13 protein-coding genes are annotated in these 18,446 nt (G+C 67.7%); 7 read left to right on the forward strand and 6 right to left on the reverse strand.

The genetic code is table 11. The annotated features are described in order from the left end of the window. Positions 1-86: 86 nt before the first annotated feature. From WFI52_RS12825 to WFI52_RS12850, 6 genes are all read right to left on the reverse strand, one after another. Complete coding sequence (locus WFI52_RS12825) at positions 87-4,874, reverse strand: DEAD/DEAH box helicase family protein (protein ID WP_442927770.1); 4,788 nt, start codon at positions 4,872-4,874, stop codon at positions 87-89. Between the two features lie 134 nt (positions 4,875-5,008). Next, on the reverse strand, positions 5,009-5,533 hold the full coding sequence (locus WFI52_RS12830) for a hypothetical protein (RefSeq protein WP_336624998.1): 525 nt from the start codon (positions 5,531-5,533) through the stop codon (positions 5,009-5,011). Positions 5,534-5,778: 245 nt separating this feature from the next. Next, positions 5,779-6,216: a ParB family protein gene (locus WFI52_RS12835; protein WP_336624997.1), complete on the reverse strand. Its 438-nt coding sequence runs from the start codon at positions 6,214-6,216 to the stop codon at positions 5,779-5,781. Further along, complete coding sequence (locus WFI52_RS12840; RefSeq protein ID WP_336624996.1) at positions 6,213-7,097, reverse strand: ParA family protein; 885 nt, start codon at positions 7,095-7,097, stop codon at positions 6,213-6,215. The genes WFI52_RS12835 and WFI52_RS12840 overlap by 4 nt, the downstream gene beginning before the upstream one ends. A 436-nt stretch (positions 7,098-7,533) precedes the next feature. Then, the gene (locus WFI52_RS12845) at positions 7,534-9,366 is read right to left on the reverse strand and encodes a hypothetical protein (RefSeq protein ID WP_336624995.1); all 1,833 of its coding nucleotides are present in this window, start codon (positions 9,364-9,366) and stop codon (positions 7,534-7,536) included. Between the two features lie 645 nt (positions 9,367-10,011). Continuing rightward, on the reverse strand, positions 10,012-10,335 hold the full coding sequence (locus WFI52_RS12850; protein ID WP_336624994.1) for an ArsR/SmtB family transcription factor: 324 nt from the start codon (positions 10,333-10,335) through the stop codon (positions 10,012-10,014). 472 nt (positions 10,336-10,807) lie between these two features. Here WFI52_RS12850 and WFI52_RS12855 point away from each other — a divergent pair, with 472 nt between their 5' ends. The 7 genes from WFI52_RS12855 to WFI52_RS12885 all read left to right on the forward strand — a co-directional run bounded on the left by WFI52_RS12855 (position 10,808) and on the right by WFI52_RS12885 (position 18,442). Further along, the gene (locus tag WFI52_RS12855; RefSeq protein ID WP_336624993.1) at positions 10,808-13,423 is read left to right on the forward strand and encodes a hypothetical protein; all 2,616 of its coding nucleotides are present in this window, start codon (positions 10,808-10,810) and stop codon (positions 13,421-13,423) included. Positions 13,424-13,545: 122 nt separating this feature from the next. Further along, positions 13,546-14,688: a hypothetical protein gene (locus tag WFI52_RS12860; RefSeq protein ID WP_336624992.1), complete on the forward strand. Its 1,143-nt coding sequence runs from the start codon at positions 13,546-13,548 to the stop codon at positions 14,686-14,688. Between the two features lie 11 nt (positions 14,689-14,699). Further along, complete coding sequence (locus WFI52_RS12865; protein ID WP_336624991.1) at positions 14,700-15,317, forward strand: hypothetical protein; 618 nt, start codon at positions 14,700-14,702, stop codon at positions 15,315-15,317. Continuing rightward, positions 15,314-16,033, forward strand: a complete 720-nt coding sequence (locus WFI52_RS12870) for a hypothetical protein (protein ID WP_336624990.1) — start codon at positions 15,314-15,316, stop codon at positions 16,031-16,033. Before WFI52_RS12865 ends, WFI52_RS12870 begins: the two co-directional genes overlap by 4 nt. Before the next feature lie 27 nt (positions 16,034-16,060). Continuing rightward, entirely contained in the window at positions 16,061-16,645 is a 585-nt protein-coding gene (locus tag WFI52_RS12875; protein ID WP_336624989.1) for a M23 family metallopeptidase, read from the forward strand. A gap of 17 nt (positions 16,646-16,662) precedes the next feature. Next, the gene (locus tag WFI52_RS12880) at positions 16,663-16,956 is read left to right on the forward strand and encodes a hypothetical protein (protein WP_336624988.1); all 294 of its coding nucleotides are present in this window, start codon (positions 16,663-16,665) and stop codon (positions 16,954-16,956) included. A 1-nt stretch (position 16,957) separates the two neighbouring features. Next, complete coding sequence (locus tag WFI52_RS12885; RefSeq protein WP_336624987.1) at positions 16,958-18,442, forward strand: hypothetical protein; 1,485 nt, start codon at positions 16,958-16,960, stop codon at positions 18,440-18,442. Positions 18,443-18,446 lie beyond the last annotated feature (4 nt).

The following is an 18,446-nucleotide window of genomic DNA, read 5'->3' on the forward strand; positions in this document are numbered from 1 at the left end:
ACACCCCGGGTGCCCGCCCGATGGGCGGGCTGGGAGGCTGCCGCAGAGCGGTCGTCGAGGGGAGCCCGCGGGGCTTCCCTCCCCTGTCAGTTCAGGCCGGGGCCGGAGCTGGCAGGTGCGGCGGGACCGGTGTGTGGTGCCGGCGCGTGCTCGTGGGCCGGTGTCGGGGCGTCGGGCACGGCTTGCTGCGTGAGGGCCTGGTCGATCGTGTCGAGGCGCTCACGGGCGGCGTGGAGCGCGTCACGGTGCTTGAACGGGGCTTCGAGTCCTCGTTCGGCGTCGGCGCGGGCGTCTGCGATGGAGGCGAGGTCGCCGCGGGCCCGCCCGATTTGCTCGTCGATGGTTCCCACACGGTGTTCGAGGCTGCGGAGTAGGCCGAGGTCGGCGGGATCGAGGGCGCGGTCCGTATTGACGCGGACGGGCGGTCCGGGGATCCCGTCGACGGTGACGTGCAATTGCACGATCCCAGTGTCCGTGACGGTGCGGGCGTGCAGAGGGAATCCGCTGATGCTGCCGAGGGTGCCGCGGGACCGGTCGTCGACCATGGGTCTGGCCCATTGGATGCCGGCGGATGCCGCCCAGCTGGCGATCGCGCGTTGCGCTTCGGCCCGGGTGGTGTACTCGCGACCGTCGATGGTGATCCGGAACCGGTCGCCGGTGAGGTGGCGGGCGTGGGGTTTCGCTTCCTCGAGCTGGGAGATGCGGTTGTCGGTGCGCTGTCGGTCGTGGTCGAGGGAGCTGATCGTGGCGCGGAGGGTGCGCTGGTTGCGGTGGTAGGCGCGTTCTAGGCGTTCAAGGCGGCTGGTTTCGTTGAGCGCGGTGGAACGGGCGAGCAGGAGCGGGTTGCCGCTGGCGAGGGCTTTCGCTTCCGCGGCGGTGAGCGAGTCGGAGCCGAGGTCGTTGATCTCGCGCACGTCGAGCCGGCCCCGCATGACCTGGTTGATGAACCGGCTCTTGCGTTCGATCGCCTGCCACATGTACGCGGCGAAGGTCTGCTTCACGACGTACTGGTAGATCTCGATTTCGGCGTTCTGGTTGCCTTGCCGTTCGATGCGGCCGTGGCGTTGGGCGACGTCGGCGGGGCGCCACGGGCAGTCGACGTCGTGGAGGGCGACGGCGCGCAGCTGCACGTTGGTGCCGACGCCCATCTTCGAGGTCGACCCGAGCAGCACGGCCACGCGACCTTCACGGGCCGCGGCGAACAGGCGCGCCTTCTCCTTGTCGTTCTTGGCTTCGTGGGCAAACCGGATGCCACCTTCTGGGACCCCGCGTGTGACGAGCTGAGCCTTCAGCTCGTCATACACGTTCCACCGGTCCTTGTTCGGGGTGCCGAGGTCGCAGAACACGATCTGCAGCGCACCCCGCAGCGGGGACTCCTCGCCAGTGCGCGGGTCGGTGAACACGTCGTCCTGGTGCTCACGGTGGATGCGGGCGATGTTGTCGGCGACGACGGCCAGCGGCACGGAGGTCGGGATCGCGGTGTCGTCGACCATGCGGATGTCCAGTGCGGCTTTCCGGCCGTCGCCGGAGATCTTCAGCATGTTGTCCTGCTCGGGCGACACCTGCTTGGCGGCGACCTTATCGGCGCGCTCCCCCAGCTGACGCACGTAGTCGAGAACCTCGGGCGACGGGTCGATCGCGATCGTCTCCGGGGCGCGCCGGCCGTCGGCACGCATCCGCAGCGGCGGAGTGGGCAGGTCGAGATCCTCGGCGGTCTTCACGTCGGCGAACACGTGCCACATGCGCAGCATCTCGGGGACGTTGCGGAACCGGGCGAACCGGGTCTTCAGGCGGAACGACTCGCCGCCCTGGGGTGCCATCTCGACCTCGTCGACGGTCTCCCCGAACGTCGCCGCCCACGCGTCGAACGATTCGACGCCAGCGTCGCGCAGCAGGTCGGGGCGCAGGAGTCGTTGCATGACGTGAGCTTCGGTGATGCTGTTGGCGATCGGCGTGGCGGTCGCGCCGGTGATGACCCGGTCGCCGTGGGTGCGGCGGAGGTAGTCGAGCTTGACGGCCAGGTCGGTGGCGCGGGCGGAGCCGGTGATGTTCGCGTCGCGGATGCGGCTGACGGTGGCGAGGTTCTTGTAGTCGTGGATCTCATCGACGATGAGGTAGTCGATACCGGTCGACTCGAACGTGATCCCTGCGTCGCGGGGCGCGTCGAGGAGACGCTTCTGCGTTTCCTCGGCCGCGGCGATCCGCTTCTCGATCTGCTTGACCGTGAGCCGGTCCTCGGAGTCCAGGTTCGCTAGGCCCTGCCGGAGAGTATCGACCTCGTTGTCGATGTAACGGGCCATGGTGTCCGGTTCGACGGGGAGGCGTTTGAACGCCTCCCGGGTGAGGATGATCGCGTCCCAGTCGTTCGCGGCGGCGCGGGCGATGAAGATGCGGCGCTTGTCGCCGGAGAGGGTGTCGGTGTTGGCGGCGAGGATCCGCGCCTGCGGGTACAGCTGCAACCACTCCCGGGTGAACTGCTCGAGCATGTGGTTCGGCACCACAACACCGACCTTGTTCACCATCCCGCGGCGACGCAGCTCCATCGCACCGGCGACCATCTCCGCCGTCTTCCCGGCGCCGACTTCGTGGAACAAGCCGACGGCGGGTTCGCTGACCATGCGGGCCACGGCGGTCTTCTGGTGGGCGCGGAGCTCGAACGAGGCGACCATTCCGGGGAGGGTGAGCGTCTCCCCCTCGGGGGTGTAGTCGCGGAGCACGATGCCGTTGAAGCGGCGGTTGTACTCCGCTGCGAGGTCAGCGGCGCGAGCGGGATCTTCCCACACCCATTCCTCGAACCGTTCCCGGATGAGGTCGGCCTTCTCCTGCGCAGCAGTGGTTTCGATCGGGTTGAAGACGGAGCGTTCGGTGCCGTCCGCGTCGCGGACCTTGTCGTCGACGCGGATCTGCGACTGGTTGGCGAGCTGCTCGAGGATGTCGTGCGCCGGGCGACGCTCGGTGCCCCATTCGCTGGTCGCTCGGATGCTGCGGCGGGTGCCGCCGCGGACCTGCCAGGTGCCCGGGAGCGGGTTCGATACCGTGGCGGTCGTGTCCGCGACGAGTTCACGGAGGAACTGCTGATGGTAGGCGGCGCTGATCCACACCGCACCGGGACGGGCGGTGATCTCTTCGGGGGTGAGCGGGGTCGGCAGCACCTGTTCGAGGGCGCGCACGTTCGCCCGGAACCGGTCGTCGGTCTCGGCCGCGGCACGGGCCGCGTCGAGCTTGGGCGGGATCACTCCGGACAGGTACTCGGCCGCGGTGAGCAGCTGGCCAGTGTCGGGGTCGTCGTACACGAGCGTGCCCAGCTGGGTGCGCGCCTGCTCGGGGCTCTCCCCGAGGAGGGAGGCGATGTAGTCCAGATCGACGCGACCGTCGTGGTGGAGGCTGATCTGGAGGGCTTCAGCGGCGGTGTCAGCGCCGAGCTTCTCCGGGCGGGGCAGGATCACCCGCCGGCTCATCATCGCCGCAGGGTGGGCTTCCTGCGACTCGTCGTCGAACACTTCGAGGGCGAACACGAGCGGCCCGAACGGGTCGTCACGCAGCAGCCGCGGCGCGGTCGGCATCCGCCGTGCGAGGATCGGTTCCCCGTCCTCCCCGGTGCGCCCGGTGCCGGAGAGCGTGTACCGGTTGATGGGCCCGAAACGGGCGATGTAGCCCTCCCACGAGGCTTTGAGCTCGGCGCGGGCGGCGACGATCTCATCGGAGTCGTCGAGGCTTGCCCGTTCCAGCTCGAGCTGTCGCACGGCCCGGTCGCGCAGCTGCAGCAGAGCGCGAAGCTCACGGGAAGCGGACGCGGGGACCTTCAACGGCTGCGGGCCCTGCCGTGTGGCGGTCGTGAAGGTGCCGGTGGCCTCGTCGTAGCGGATCGTCCCGTCCCACTCGTCCAGCGCCGGCAGCTGGTCGACGACGGGGCCGGCGGATGCGGTGCGTGCGGTGGCGCGCAGGCCTCGCTCGGTCGCGGAGGTGACGATCTGTCCGAGCGCGCCGCGGAGGCGCTCGTCGACGGTGGCGAGGTCGCTGCGCACGTGGAGGCTCTGCGCGCCGTACATGCCGTGCTCGACGGTGAGATCTCCGAAGATGTGCTCGGGACGTGAGTCGAAGTAGCTGTTGATCTTCACCAGCTGCTCCCCCACCATCCGCGGCGTGACGCTCTCCCACGCCGTATCAGCCGGATCCGTCCCCGGTTCACGGCGGCGGAAGATGAGAACGTCGGTGAGCGCCTCAGTGCCGGCAGTGCGACGATGCGCACCCGAGGGAAGACGAACGGCGCCGATCAGGTCCGCGTAGCGGCCCATCTCCCGGCGGGCGGCAGGGTTGCCGGCGTCGAGGGTGTAGTGGCTGGTGAGCACCGCAACGATCCCGCCCGGACGGGTCGCGCGCAGCGACTTCAGGATGAAGTGGTTGTGCAGCGAGTGCCCATTGGCGTTGTCGATCGGATCGTGCAGCACCAGGTCCGCGAAGGGGACGTTGCCGACCGTGGCGTCGAAGAACCCGTCCGGGATCCTCGTGTCCGCGAACGATTGCGCGTGGATCGTCGCTTGCGGGTACAGCAGCTGGGAGATCCGTGCGGTCGTCTCGTCGAGCTCAACACCGGTGAGCTCGTACCCGGATGGGGCCAAACCGATGAACGTGCCGCTGCCCGATCCGGGCTCGAGCACCCGCCCGGACTCCAGGCCCAGACCGTCGACGGCATCCCACACCGCCGCGACGTAGCGAGGATCGGTGTAGTGGGCGTTCAGGACGGTGCGGCGCGCCTGCGCGTACTCGTCCGCAGTCAACAGTGCGGCAAGGATCGCCCGGTCGCCGGCCCACTCGTCGCGGGCGTCGTCGAACACCTGCGGAACAGCACCCCAGCTGGACCACCGCGACAACACCGTTTGCTCGGCAGGCGTCGCCGGCCTGCTCTCCGCCTCGCAGGCGCGCAACACACGAAGCGCGGCGATATTCGCGTCGACGCGGGAGCGTTGGCCCGACGGGACCAACGGCACGGACGGGTCAGGACGAAACGCTACCGACCCTGAAACGCCGCCCAGCGGGCTTCGACCGACCCTTCCCACACCGCCCGGTTCTCCGACTCGTTCAGGAACTCGTACGGCGACGTCGCCGCGACCAGAGCCTTCAGAAACGGCACCGGCAGCAGGTACTCCGCCGCGGTCTCCTCGAACGAGAACGTCGTCTGCTCCAGGCCCTCCAGCTGCGCCTGCATCCGCCACGCCCACTCCTGCAGACCCAGAAGCGTCTGCTGAGTGTCGCTCTCCCACTCCTCGCGGGAGGCCTCCACCTGCAGCAGACCCGACTGCGCCCACGCGATCTCCGTCGCGGTCGCCTGAGCGTTGCGCAGTCGCGCGACCTTCTCGAGGTACTGCTCCCCCGGCAGATCCGGGCCGGCCATCTGAGCGGACAAGGTGGCGATCGTCGTCGACAGCTCCTCCCCCGCCTCCGTGAAGAACCGTTCCGGATCCTCCAACGCGGCCAATTCCTCGGGCCGGTACGTCTCCCAGTGCGCCCGGATCCTCTGCCCGTAGTGATTCATCGCTCTCCCAATCGACGCCGAACAGACCACCATCGCCGCCCACACCAGCGGGTACGCGATCAACGGAAGACGCTGCCGGCTCATGCGCCGCCCCAACCGTCAGCGCCGCACCGACAGCGTCGTCGCTGACGCCCCACAGATCGAACTCCAGCTGAGTCGGAGGCACACGAGGGCGACGGCGAGCCATTAGGGCAACGTAACAAAGTCACTCCCCCGCACGTCGGAAAACGGCCCATATTGACCACCTAGCCTCCCGCGCGGCGCCCGCGGGGGAGTTCTTCGGTTGCGGGGCGCAGAGGTGACCCGTCGTTGTACGCCTTCTCGATGCGCTTGATCTCGGCTTCGAGGGCGTTGGCGACGAACTGGCTGAACGTTGACACTGACTCGTGGAACGCGGCGTGACGGAACGCTGCTCGAGCTCGTCCGCGCAAGTCGGTCGTCACGTCTGCGGCGAGTTGTACCCGGGTCGGTGTCGGCGCGGATGCCGGCTTGGTCGTGCGCTTTCGCGGTGCGCGCTTCGGTTCCGCCTCAACTGGTGTGTCGGGAGTCCGCGGCGGCGTCTCTACGGACTCCTTCTGGGGCGGCGGTGTCACGGCGGTGCGATCCGCGGCCTGGAGATTGTGAGCTGCGCCCTGGGGGCGTGCTCGGGGGGTCAGTACGGCGATCTTCCGCTCGTCGTTCATGCTGTGGCGCCCTCCAGTGCGGCCTCGCGGGTGACGAGGCGTTCCATGATCTCTGTGGTCAGGGCATGCAGGTCGTCCGCGACACTGGAGGCCGTCCGCGTTACGCGTTCCCCGCTCGCTTCGCCTCTCCGAATCCGCCACCATTCGGGCTGGGCCTTCGCGTACTCGTCGAGCTCATGGACCAGTTTGCCGAAGCGTCGCGCCTGCTGCGCAACGGAGGTTGAATGCCGGATCGCGGTGTTGAACAGCACCTCCTCGGTGCCGACTACCTCGCTGATCATTCGGCGCGCCTCCTGCTCAACTCGCGTCGCGGACTTCTCGACGTCGAAGAGGGCGACGCCCAGCAGATCGAGGTTGGGGTTCACCTCGACGACGCGTTCGAGGCGTTCGGCGAGCTCCATCAGCCCGCGTCCTGTGCCTTCGTCAGCCTTGGAAGGGGCGATGACCCACCGTGCCGCACCGATGGCGGCGGTCTGCAGGGATTCGTTGCCGGGCGGGCAGTCGACCAGGATCAGGTCGTAGTGATGAGCTATCGGCGCGAGGACCCGCGCGAGCGCATCGCGCGCGTCTGAGCCACGCTGGGACGCCGCAAGGGCGGCAGCGGCGCCGTGGAGCGCCGCGCCGCCGACGACGACGTCCAGGTTCTCTCGAACCGCGCTCAGTACGCGAACCTCGACGGTGAGCTGCTGGAGCGCGGCCGACAGGCCACGACCCGCATCGTCATCGGATCCGTCCGCGTATCCGAGGTCGAGGCCGAGGTTGCCCTGGGGATCCATGTCGACGATCAGGACGCGGTAGCCGCTGCGGGCCATAAGGCCGCCTGCGTTCGCTGTCAGAGTGGTCTTCCCCACGCCACCCTTGCCGTTGATGACGGCGATCACTCGTTGCAGCCCATCCCGCTGTACAAGGTCTCTACTCACAATGCTCACCTTCCCAGGGTAGTTAGCAATCCTCACAGTGCGGGAATTGCAAACAAAGAGTCGCATGCTCACATCCCTCACAAAGCGATCATTGCACACTTTGTTAGCTTTGTTGGCATTCGTAGGATTGTGGGGTTATTTAGCCGTATTCATAGCGCTGTGCGCAACGTGAGAATTGCTAACAATCCTCACGTCGACGCATCTCGAGGAGGAGAGGAGCGCTAGGCGCGCGACCCTGCTGATCGGGAAACACGTGGGGAGTTGCGTCAGCGCGCGACCGTCCACATTGGGTGCAGGCCAGCCGGCGGTAGCTGGGCTATGCCCACTGGGGGCGGGTCACACCGTCCGTTGACACTGCTGCCGCCCTTCGCGCTTCGCCCTGCGGTTGCCTTCGGGGTCATGCGGCGAGTTCGGTGTCGCGGAGCTGCTGGAGAAGTCCTGCGGTGACGTACTCCCAGGCCGTGTGATGGTCCGCTGTTCCGTCGGGGTGGCAAGGATAGGAGGGCCAGGCTTCTGGCCCTCCGTGGGCGTCGCTGAGCTGGAAAATAAGGGTTTGGGCTGAGCCGGTCCGTTCGCGTCCGCGCCGACCGGCCTTGCGTCTGAGATGGTTCTGCCACCAGGCCCATTGCTCACGTTCGTTGGCGTGGCGAGCCCGTCGGCGCTTGAGGATCCCGTCGACGCCGAGCTTACGTGCTGCCCAGTCGCGAAGGTCATGCGCGGGGCGCCGCCATGAACGGCTGGATTCGACGGCCAAGCGGACCTGCTTAAGCCGGTAAATGATGCGGATCACTCGGCGGTGAGGGATGCCGGCTAGCCAAGCCACAGCGACTGTGTCCCTGGCGGTCATAGAGAGTGCTTCGTACACCCGACGTGCTGTTGGTCCGAGGGCTGCACGGGTGAAGACGTCGTGCCTTCCCGCGTCTAGTCGGGCTTCCAGCTCTGCCAGGAGTGCAGATCTGGCGTCGAAGAGGTGACCGGGGGGGCGGGCGGTCACGTCGTGAAGTGGCCCGTCTTGTCCGGGATCTGTGGAAAACCGGTTTGTGACTCTAAAAATCGCGGCATCTACGCCTTCAGCGGAGCGGGTTCGCAGGGCGAATCCCGCGTCCTGTAGACGGCGGAGGGACCGGTCGACGGTGGTGGAGGCCATGCCGGCGGCGTCAGCGACGGTGCGCAGGGAGGCAGCGGTGTCGCGAGCGCCGGAACGGAGGGCGAGCCAGGCGAGGGCGGTGAGGACACGGGCGTCATGGAGAGCTGGTTCGGTGGTGCCCCAGCGTCCGGGGGAGACGCGGAACGCACGCAGGAGCCCCTCTGCCATGTCGATGATGCCGGCGAGCTCGGTGAGGTCCTTGTCGGCACGGTCCTGTGGGGCGTACCGGTAGAGACTGGCCCGCGCGACGGCCTTCTCCCACTGCCGGTCAAGACGAGCGGTGGCTTCTTGGGGTTTACGGGGCTCTCTGCGGCCCGTGGTGGGGTTACGACGAGTCCGGTAGTGCTCCATACCGGGAGCGGTGCGCGCGGCGTGCTCGACGTCGTTGCGGGTCCAGCCAGCGACGGCCGCCGCGAGCAGGCACAGGTAGCCGGTGCGTGACGGGTCGCCACCGCCGCCGAGGGTGGCCATGTGCGCGGCGCCCCAGGCCGGCAGCTCACGGTGCGCGCGATGCGTGGGGGAGACCGGGCCTGTCGCTGGCTGAGTCGCGGGGTCGACGGTGGGACGGAGCTGCTGCAGGGCGGCGATGAGCCGCTCGAGGTCGGCAGCGGTGATCGTCGGCGTCGCGAGAGAAGCCGCGTCGCCGTCCATGACGGCGGATGCGCCGCCCTTGGCGTGGGGTGCACCTGGTGGGCGCACGGCGCCGGTGCGGTCGTTACAGAGCAGACCGTGGTCCAGAGAGGGGAGGACGGCACGGGCGGCCGCGGCGAGGCGCACCATGACGGTCTTGTCGACGCCGTCGACGGCGAGGAACACGTGGAACCCGCCGGTAGGGGACGACCTGCACACGACGTGCGGGAGCCCCTGTGCGCGGAGGGTTCGGACCAGGACGCCGAGATCCTCTGCGGCCTGTTCGAAGTCCTCGACGCGCTTCGCGTCGAGGTCGAACACGCCCAGCCAGAAACGACCGTTCTCGTCGGTGAGATCGATCGTCCACGGCGTCGACGGGAAGAACGGGCTCGAGGCCGGGTACTTCCGCGGGTAGGAGTTCGCGCGGACAACACCGTCCGCCTCGGCAATCATCACGTTCACGTAGCGACGGCGTACGAGCCCGCGGGTCAAATCCCACGCCGCAGTGACGCCGGTGTCAAGGCGCGCCCCAGGATCGCGTGGCCAATAACGGCCCGAATCGGGCACGAAACGCGCGTTTGTGCTATGGCTTGCAGCCAGGTTTTCGGGTACGATCAACGCATAACCTTCCGGTTCCCCCGGTGGGTACAACGAAGGTCCGGGTCCTTCCCGGTTCTTCTTTAAATCGCCCAGATCCGATTAGGTCGCCAAACTTCAGCGGATCAGGCATTCAGCTTCGGCCCCCGCCTCGAAAGAGGCGGGGGCTCGCTCGTTCTACGCGGCGGGGATCGGCAGCATCTCCTTCTGAAGTCGAGGATGAGGAACAGCAGGGAGTTGCCCTTGCTCTTCGACGAGCTGGCTAATGAGCCCCTCGAGGTAGTAGGCGATCGACACTCCGCTTCGTTCCGCAGCCTCTTGAACCTCCGCGCGAGCCTCCGGGGAGACTCGCCCTTGAAGGAGGACGGTCGGCGCCCCGTCCGATCGACGGGAGCGATTCCTCATTGCGCTCATGGCTCTATGGTGCCGGACCGTATGCATACAGGCGGCACGCTGGCGGCGTGTTGCTAATAAGCCGCTGTCGCGCGTGGGCGCGGTGCGTCACTCCGCGTCGAAAAGATAGTGACGGTAATCGGTCAGGGCGCGGTCGACGGCTTCGCGGTCAAGTGTGTAGATCGTCCGGCGTCCTTGATTGACCTGTTCGTCAACGAGCACCGCGCCCTCAGCCACTAGTGCTTTGAGGTGGCGGAACACCGTTTGGTAGCTGGCGTTGAGTTCGCGCTCGATCTGCCCCGAGGTCAAGCCGTGGGGGTGAGCGCTGAGGGTGCGGATGATCGCCCCTCGCATCGCGTTTGCACCGAACATGTCCATCGCCTTCCTCGCGCCATGAGGCAGCGGGTCAGGGAGGGTGGCGTACTTCGGCACGCTCCCATTCTCGCGCACGCTGCCTTCTTCCGAAGGCTACCATTTAACGGTAGACTCTGAACGTGCCGAAGCTCGCCTCAGCTGAGGCGCGATGGCATGTCGAGAACGGGTATAGACGAAAGTCGCAAGCCTATGTAGACGAACAGCTAGTAGATGCCGAAGTGGCGTTAGGCCCGACGGCGAAAGACGTCTCATGGAAGGAGGCATCTGGCTCGATCGACCGAAGGTCGGGCAAGAGGTCATGGCTCTGGGTGCTCACTAGCGGGGCGGCACCTGGCATCACCACATCACGTGAGGGTGTGGCGACGGGAGCCCGAGGTACGAACTCGGACTCCCGTCTAGTCCCCAACGGGCAACACAACGAAGGTGGAACTTCATGCATTTTTCGGGAACTCAGTCAAGAGTAGAAGGTGGAGAGGCCCCCGTCAGTAGGGGGACGCTGCACAAGCGCTGGCGGCGCGTGGCGCGCCGTGTGAAGAAAACGGTGGCGGTCGCCGCTGTTGGCGGCGTCGCGATCGCTGGCTTTGCTCTGGCGACACCGGCTTCTGCGACGTCGGAAGGCGCCGGCCTGACGCTCGAGGGCGACTACGGGGCGTGGGGCTTCCGCGGTGCGCAGATCCAGGACGGCAGTGTTGTCTTCTGCCTGGACTGGACGTACGACGCGCCGATCGGATCCAGCCCGACCAGCGTGTACCGCGCGACGGGTCTGGGGGCGAACTCCTCCGGTAATCAGCACGGCGTTGGCGGGACTGAGCTGGGGCGAATCAACTACATCCTCAGCACGTGGGGCGGCACGGGCGACAACGTGACCGCGGCCGCGGTCGATCTCGCCGTGGCGTCGTACCTGCAGAACGGCGGCGTGGACGGCATGGCCAAGTACGTGTCGCAGTCCAGCGAGGGGCCCGCGGTGCTTGCCGCGTCGCGCTCGATGGTCGATCAGGCCAACGGCATCACCATTGGTGGTTCGACCACGCCCGGGTCGGGCGTACTGACGTTCACGGTCAACCCGGAGGACAACTTCGAGGGTGTCGTAACGATGCAGGGCACGGCGGGGTCGACGGGTGATATCACCCTGACGAACGGGTTCTTCGACGACAACGGCAACGGCGTGCAGGATGCTGGCGAGTCGAACGTGAAGGCGAACGCGCAGGCAAACACCGCCTACAGCGTGTACGGGCTGCCGCCGGAGGGTGCGACGACGTACAAGATCTCCGGGACGGGTAACTGGTCGACGGGTGGCGGCACGGTGTGGCCGGCTGAGGTCGACGTGCTCGAGTTCGGTGGCGGGATGCAGCGCATGGCTCGGGCGATCGGTCCGGTGCAGGTGCAGACGGGCTTCCAGGTGTCGGGTTCGGACCCGAACGAGCGCTCGGTGGTGTTTGCTCCGGTGCTGTCGACGACGGCGACGACGTTCGTGCAGGCGGGTCAGCCGTTCACGGATCAGCTGGTGTTCTCCACGGCCGCGGTCGACGGGACCAACAACCCGTGGTTCCGGTCGGCGACGACCGGCAACTACGCCCCGGTGAAGGCCACGGGGACCGTCTACGGCCCGTTCCAGTCGCAGCCGGCGGAGTCGGACACCGTTCCGGCTGGTGCTCCGGTTGCGGGTGAAGCGACGATCACAACGACGCTGACGGGCGGTCCGACCGCCCCGTACACCGCGAACACCAATACCACGGCGGCCACGAGCGGCTTCTACACGTGGGTGTGGAAGATCAGCGCCGCCGATCAGGGCGCGGGCACGCAGCGCGTCATCCCCGAGGGCTACTCGTGGCAGGACCGCTTCGGTCAGGTCGTGGAGTCGTCGGTGGTGCCGATGAACATCACGGGCACTACGCAGGTGAAGACGGACGAGGTGCCGCTCAGCGGCATCGCTCAGGACACGGCCACGATCAACTCGGGCGGCTACTGGCTGCAGGAGAACGCGGCCAACGTCCCGGTGAAGATCACCTGGAAGGCGTACCACGACACGAGCGAACAGACCCCGGCGCGCGTGCCGGCGACGGCGATCCCGTCGACGGCGACCCTGTTGGGCACGTACTCGACGCAGGTGACGAACGTGGGCAACATCACCACGCCTGCCGCTCTCGCTGACGGCGGCATTCAGGCGCCGGACGCCAAGGGCGGATGGATCGTGTGGGTGCTGAGCATCGACGACCAGGATCAGCCCCGTCCGGGCTACGTCCGGCCGTTCTCGGACGACTACGGCGTCCCTTCGGAGATTCAGAAGATCACCCTGCCCGAGGTTGCGACCGAGGCGCACCCTGGTGCGAAGCCTGGTCAGACGATCACCGACACCGCGACGGTCACCGGCACGCTGCCGGCGGACGGCGCGGACCTGCACTTCGAGCTGTACAAGGCGACGAAGGACGAGGCGGGGGAGTGGCTCTGCGAGGCGGGCAACCTCCTGTGGACGTCACAGTCACAGCATGTCGAGACGACCGGTGACTACGTGTCGCCGGCCGCTCCCGGCCAGGTCGAGGGCGAGTACCACTGGGTTGAGGTCCTGAGCTCCACGAAGGGCAACGAGATCCACCGTGGCCTGTGCGGCTTGCCGAACGAGACGACGTTCGTCGTCGACGTGACCACGAAAGCGAAGACCGAGAGCGGTAACGCTTCGGCCAAGCCGGGTGAGGCGATCTTCGACACCGCTCTGCTGAACGGCCAGGTGCCCGAGAAGGGCACGTTGACGTTCGAGGCGTACAGCGTGTTCGACGGTGCGAAGGTCTGCACCGACGACACTCGCATCTGGACGTCTGACCCGATCACCCTCACGGGTGGTCTGGTGAAGAACTTCCAGATGGACTCCGCGAAGTTCACGCCGGAGCAGAGCTCGAAGGCCAGCACCGTGTACTTCATCGAGACGACCCGTGACGCCACGGGCCGGATCGTGGCGCAGGGCGAGTGCGGGGAGCCGTCCGAGACGATCCCGGTCGACGCGGCGCGCCTGGCGGTCACCGGCGGGGACGCGCAGGCGTCGGCCTGGGTCCTCGGCACGGGAGTCGGTGCCCTTGGTCTCGGCTCGCTCGCGGTCCTCATGGCCGCGGCAATCCGTCGCCGCCGGCAGAAGGCCGCCGCCCGGCAGTAACCCCCGGAGGCGTGGCGTCACGTGTTGCCCAGCACGCGACGGCACGTCCGGGTAGCAAGAACCCCGCGGGGGCTTCCCCAGAGCCCCCGCGGGGATCCACAGCCAGAACGAGGACGAGGATCATGACCGAGACCAGCACCCCTGACCAGGGCATCGACGAGACGACGACGCAAAGCCGTCGGCGACGAATGCCGTGGTGGGCGTGGGCAGCGATCGCAGCCGTCGTGGCGATCGCGGCCGCGATCACCGTCCCACTGTCCGTCAGCGCGGCCAACCATGCGACGGCACTCGATGCGTACCTGCAGGCCACGTCGACGGCAAGGGCCGCTGCAGACTCCGCGGCGAAAGCCGCCGCCGACCTCGCGGCATCCAGTAGCGCCGCGACCTCTGAAGCGGACGCGCTGCATGCCCTCGTCGACCAGACGCCCGGAGATCTCCTGGCAGACCCGGCGGTACGTGATGCCGCGGCCGCCGCGATCGCGCAGCTGCGCACCACCGCGGCACCGTCATCGATCCGCATCCCCAATATCGGCGCCTGGGGCACCCTAGAGGAGTCGGCGTCCACCGCTGAACTCACCAGTGCGGCGGACAACGCCGCCTCCCACACTTCGACGGCTTCGGCTCTGGTCGACCAGGTCGGAGCCGCACAGGCGAAGATCAGCAAGGATCTCGCCACGGCGCAGAGCACTATCGACGACCTCGTGGCCTCCGCGGCGGCAAAGGGCGCCACCCTCGTTTACGACCGCGCTGGCGACGGTGAGAAGCAGACGCTCGCGGCCGCTGTCGCCGCCCTGCAGGCGCGAAAGAGCGGCTCCGACCGCCCCTCCACCGCGGACACCGCCACCCTCGTCAACGCGTACGTGAACGCGGTGACCGCGGCGAAGGCCTCCCACGATGCCGCGATCGCCGCCGACCAGAGCAACTCCGGCAATCGAGACTCTGGTGGGTCGGGCGGCGGTTGGGGTGGGTCCACCGGCGGCGGCAGCGCTGGTGGATCGAGCGGGTCCGGTGGCTCGAGCGGCGGCTGGGGCGGGTCTGGTGGCGGGAGTTCCGGCGGGGGCAATTCCGGCGGAGGACCGGTGTCGTACCCCCGGGGGTCGGTGGTCCATTCGAGCTCTGCTTGCACGGGATCTGGAGGATCTGCGACCGCCAACTGGGCCAGCAATCTGATGCCGCCCGCGGACTCCACGGTCACGAATGTTTGGGAGAACCAGGCCGGTGACGCGTGGGGGATCTCGTGGCAGTGCAACGCGATCGACTTTTGAGCGGAGGCACTGTGCTGGCTGAGGGGGATGTTCGCGCGGTGCCGGCGGGGGCCGGACTCGTGCGGTTTCGAGGTGGGGCGCTGATCGTCCACGATGACGACGCTGTCCACTGGATGCTGCGGTGTGTGACGCCGGCTGTGCTGCTGGCCAGTATGGGCGCGAGCGCGTATGCGCTGGAGATTCGACACGCCGCCGACGCGCTGCTTGGCGCGAGCGAGATTACTGCGACCAGGCACCGAAGGCGGAATGTGGAGAACGTCGCGCGTTGGTTGGGAGAGGCACGAACGGGCCTGCTGCGGGATGCGGAAGACTTCGCCGGTCAGCTGGAGCAACAAGGCAAACCTGTGCGGTTCCTTGCGCTGCATGGGTCGGTGGTGGGGATGCTGGACGCCCGGTTCGCAACGCTCGTCGACGTGGCCGAGCTGATCCGCCATCTTCCGGGCACGGGGGTGGTTGTGACTGAGGCGTACCGCGCGGCTGTCGCGGCGATCTGCAGGTCGCTGCTCTTGGGGCAGCTGTGTATGGACCGGAAGGTCGTGCCCGACCGTCTGGATGACGCGTACCGGCGGGCGATGGCGCTGCTGGACGCGACGAGCGAGCGAGCGAGCGGAATGGAGCGTCGCGCATGACGAAGAAGACGAGGACCCTGATCGCCTCGGCAATCGGGCTGGCGGCCGCTGCGGTGGCGGCCGCTGTGGTGGTCTCGGTGACACTGGGGAGTAGCGGTGGGTCGGTGGCGGAACCGTCGCGTACTCCGCTGACTGTGGTGACGCCGGGTGAGCCCGTCGAGCCCAGCGCGGCGGTGTCGTCGCCGGCAGCGATCACTGATGACGACGCTACTGAGGCGGGATGGGTGGTCGAGCCGACCACGACGGATGCCGCGGCGTACGCGGAAGCAGCGCTGCGCGCGGTGACGACGTTCGATACCCGCAAGGCCACGAGGGCACAGTTCCTCGAGTACTTGAAGACCTGGATGACGACATGGGTCAACGACAGCCCCGGGAAAGAACTCGATCCCACCCAGACCGACGTACTCGTCGCAACTCTGAACCGCGACGTACTCCCGCCGGCCGATCTGTGGGACGAGCTAACGACGATGCAGGCTACGGCGGAGCCCTCGTTCCCCGACGGAAACCTTAGAGCGGACCCGCCATCACGAGACGGTCAGGGGTTCGCGGTGACCGTGGATGTAACCTTCCGGCCGCACGATTCGACGGAGGAGCCGTGGGTTCAGAGCCGCGGACTTGGCGTCTTCATCCGTTGTGACGAGTACACGATTCCTCGTCCGGGGAGCGATCAGAAGCCGGGGGACTGCAAGGTCCTCGGCTGGTCGAAGTCGGAGTGACTGGTGCCGGCTCCAGCGGCGGCCGCAGTGGTCGCGAAGGCGGGATTGGTCCGCAAGCTGTTGCGGGTCGCTGTGCCGCTGGTGCTCGCGGGCTTCGTGCTGGCGGGCATGGCGGGCTCGTTCTTTTTCATGGCGGTGTCTGCGACCGCGTCGACCGGGTCTTCTTCCCAGCCGGGTCCGTCGGGTCCGGTGGTTCCGGGGTCGTGGATCGTTCCGGTCTCAGACGCGTACACCGTAACCAGCTGGTTCGGATACCGGGCGGACGCTGTCCCGCATCAGCACAACGGCGTCGACCTGGCGATGGCGGGAGGGTGCGGCTCCGTGGTGGTCGCTGCCAACTCCGGCACGGTGACGTATGCGGCGTGGGCGGACGGTGGCTGGGGCAATCGAGTCCTGATCACGCATCCAGACGGAACGATGACCGGCTACGCGCATCTACAGGACAACTCGTTCGTGGTGCACCAAGGGCAGACGGTCCAGACGGGCGCACCGCTCGGGCTCGAGGGCAACACCGGTGTGGGTACCGGTTGCCACCTCCACTTCGAAACCTTCATCAACGGCATCAGGGTCGACCCCGTGCCATTCATGGCTGCACGCGGCCTCACCCTCTAACGAAAGGACCAACCCTCATGACTCTGCTTCACCTTCTTCCCCTGGTCGACGTACCCCCGATCCAGCCGCGCTTCGATGCTCCCTGGATGAGCGGCTTGCAGGTGCTGGTCTCCTACATCCTCGGCACCGCGATCGTCCTCGCGTTCCTCGCCCTCGTTTTCGCGATTCTGGCGTTGCTCACCCGGATGCTCCCGGATGGGGCGCGCACGTGGGCGGGCAAGCACATCGTGACGGTCTTCATCGCGACCGCTGCGCTGTCTGCGATCGGCGGCCTGTTCCAGTGGTTCGTGAACTTCAACTTCGGGTTCTGACATGCCCGTCGTCCTGCGCTGGTGCGTCGGCGCCGCGATCGCCGCGCTGCTGTCCCTGACCGGGGCGGGCGCGGCGGTCGCCGTCGAACCCGCGCCGGCGTCACAAGCACCTGTGGTCACGGCCTCCGCCGCCGATGGACCAGTGGAGGGGGAGTCGTGGTCCGCTCCTACCGTCGCGGCCAACTGCAGCCGCACGGGTAACACGGTCACGTGCACTCCGGCAGATTCTGCGAGCACGGTGGTGATGAGCTGCTACCTCGGTGTGCCCCTCGGGACCGAGCGCGTGACAGTGTGTGCGAGCTCGAAAGAGGCCCAGACTGCGCTCGAAAGGAAGGGCGTCCCGAAACTGGATTATCAGTGGGGGTGCGCGCAGACGTGGGACTTGTGCGGAAGCTTGGAGAGTGCCGCGGAGGCGATGTCGGTGCAGGCGATTGACGCTGCAGGGCGAGCCACTGCTGCGGTCAGTTTCACGACGAAGAGCGCGTTGTGGACGGCCGCGCTCGGCCAATGGAGCTTCTGGGTCTGGGCGGTCTGGATCATCCTGCTGATCGCGGGGATCATCGGGATCACGCAGGCCGCGTTCAGCGGATCACCCGCTGACGTCCTCGCCGCCATCGTGCGTCTCGCGGTGACCATTCCTCTCACCCAAGCCACGTTGTGGCTGATGGGCGAGCTCAGCGACATAGTCAATAGCCTCACCATGGATCTGTTCGCGTCAGCAGACCCGTTCGGGACGATCGTGGCATTGCTGTTCAGCGGCGGCCAGGTGAACCCCTTCTTCGGCTCGACGGCCGCGCTGGTCGTGCTGGTGGTGTGCGGGCTCATGCTGCTGGTGTTCATGGTCCGCAACGTCGCTCTCGCCGCGCTGGTGATGGTCGGGCCGGTCGCGTGGATGCTGTTCCCGTTGCGGACAATCGGGAAGCAGTGGGTGGTCGGGTACGTGTCGGCGTTCGCCGCAACGCTGATCACCGGCCCCTTGATGATGAGCCTGCTCGCGTTCACGACGAGCGGGCTGAGGTCCGTGAACTCGCTCTGGGATCCCGCGATCTGGCCATTCATGATCGCGATGATCGTGATCTGCTTCGCCCCGCTGGCCGTGTTCGGATTGTTCTCGTTCGCGGGCGGGTCGGTGATCGACGGCGCGGCGGCCGGTGCCGGCCGTGCCGCACACAGCGCGAGCAGTCGCGTCTTTCGGCAGATCCCGTCGCCCCGCGTCGGCGGCGCAGGCGGGGGATCACGCCCGCGCCCGCCCGGGGGCCGAGCTGGTGGTGGGGGCAAGCCGGGCGGAAGAACCCCGCAACCGCGCTCGGCGTCCTCCCACCCGGGCGCCGGGGGCCCCGCAGGTGGCCCCTCGGCGTCACCTCGGGTCGGGTCGCCGGTGGGTAGCCCCCAGTCGGCGCCAGCTCCCCGTGGGGGCGCCGGCCGAGCCCCGGGCGGGGCGCCGCCGCCGTCGTATCGGAGTCCAGGAAGGAACCAGCAGTCGTGAGTGT

This window comes from Microbacterium sp. MMO-20 (assembly GCF_037147735.1).
Taxonomy (GTDB): Bacteria; Actinomycetota; Actinomycetes; order Actinomycetales; family Microbacteriaceae; genus Microbacterium.

Coding starts and splice junctions, on each gene's coding strand:
- WFI52_RS12830 (WP_336624998.1), bottom strand. CDS start 5,533: ATGAATCACTACGGGCAGAGGATCCGGGCGCACTGGGAGACGTACCGG.
- WFI52_RS12835 (WP_336624997.1), bottom strand. CDS start 6,216: ATGAACGACGAGCGGAAGATCGCCGTACTGACCCCCCGAGCACGCCCC.
- WFI52_RS12845 (WP_336624995.1), bottom strand. CDS start 9,366: ATGATTGCCGAGGCGGACGGTGTTGTCCGCGCGAACTCCTACCCGCGG.
- WFI52_RS12860 (WP_336624992.1), top strand. CDS start 13,546: ATGACCGAGACCAGCACCCCTGACCAGGGCATCGACGAGACGACGACG.
- WFI52_RS12870 (WP_336624990.1), top strand. CDS start 15,314: ATGACGAAGAAGACGAGGACCCTGATCGCCTCGGCAATCGGGCTGGCG.
- WFI52_RS12880 (WP_336624988.1), top strand. CDS start 16,663: ATGACTCTGCTTCACCTTCTTCCCCTGGTCGACGTACCCCCGATCCAG.
- WFI52_RS12885 (WP_336624987.1), top strand. CDS start 16,958: ATGCCCGTCGTCCTGCGCTGGTGCGTCGGCGCCGCGATCGCCGCGCTG.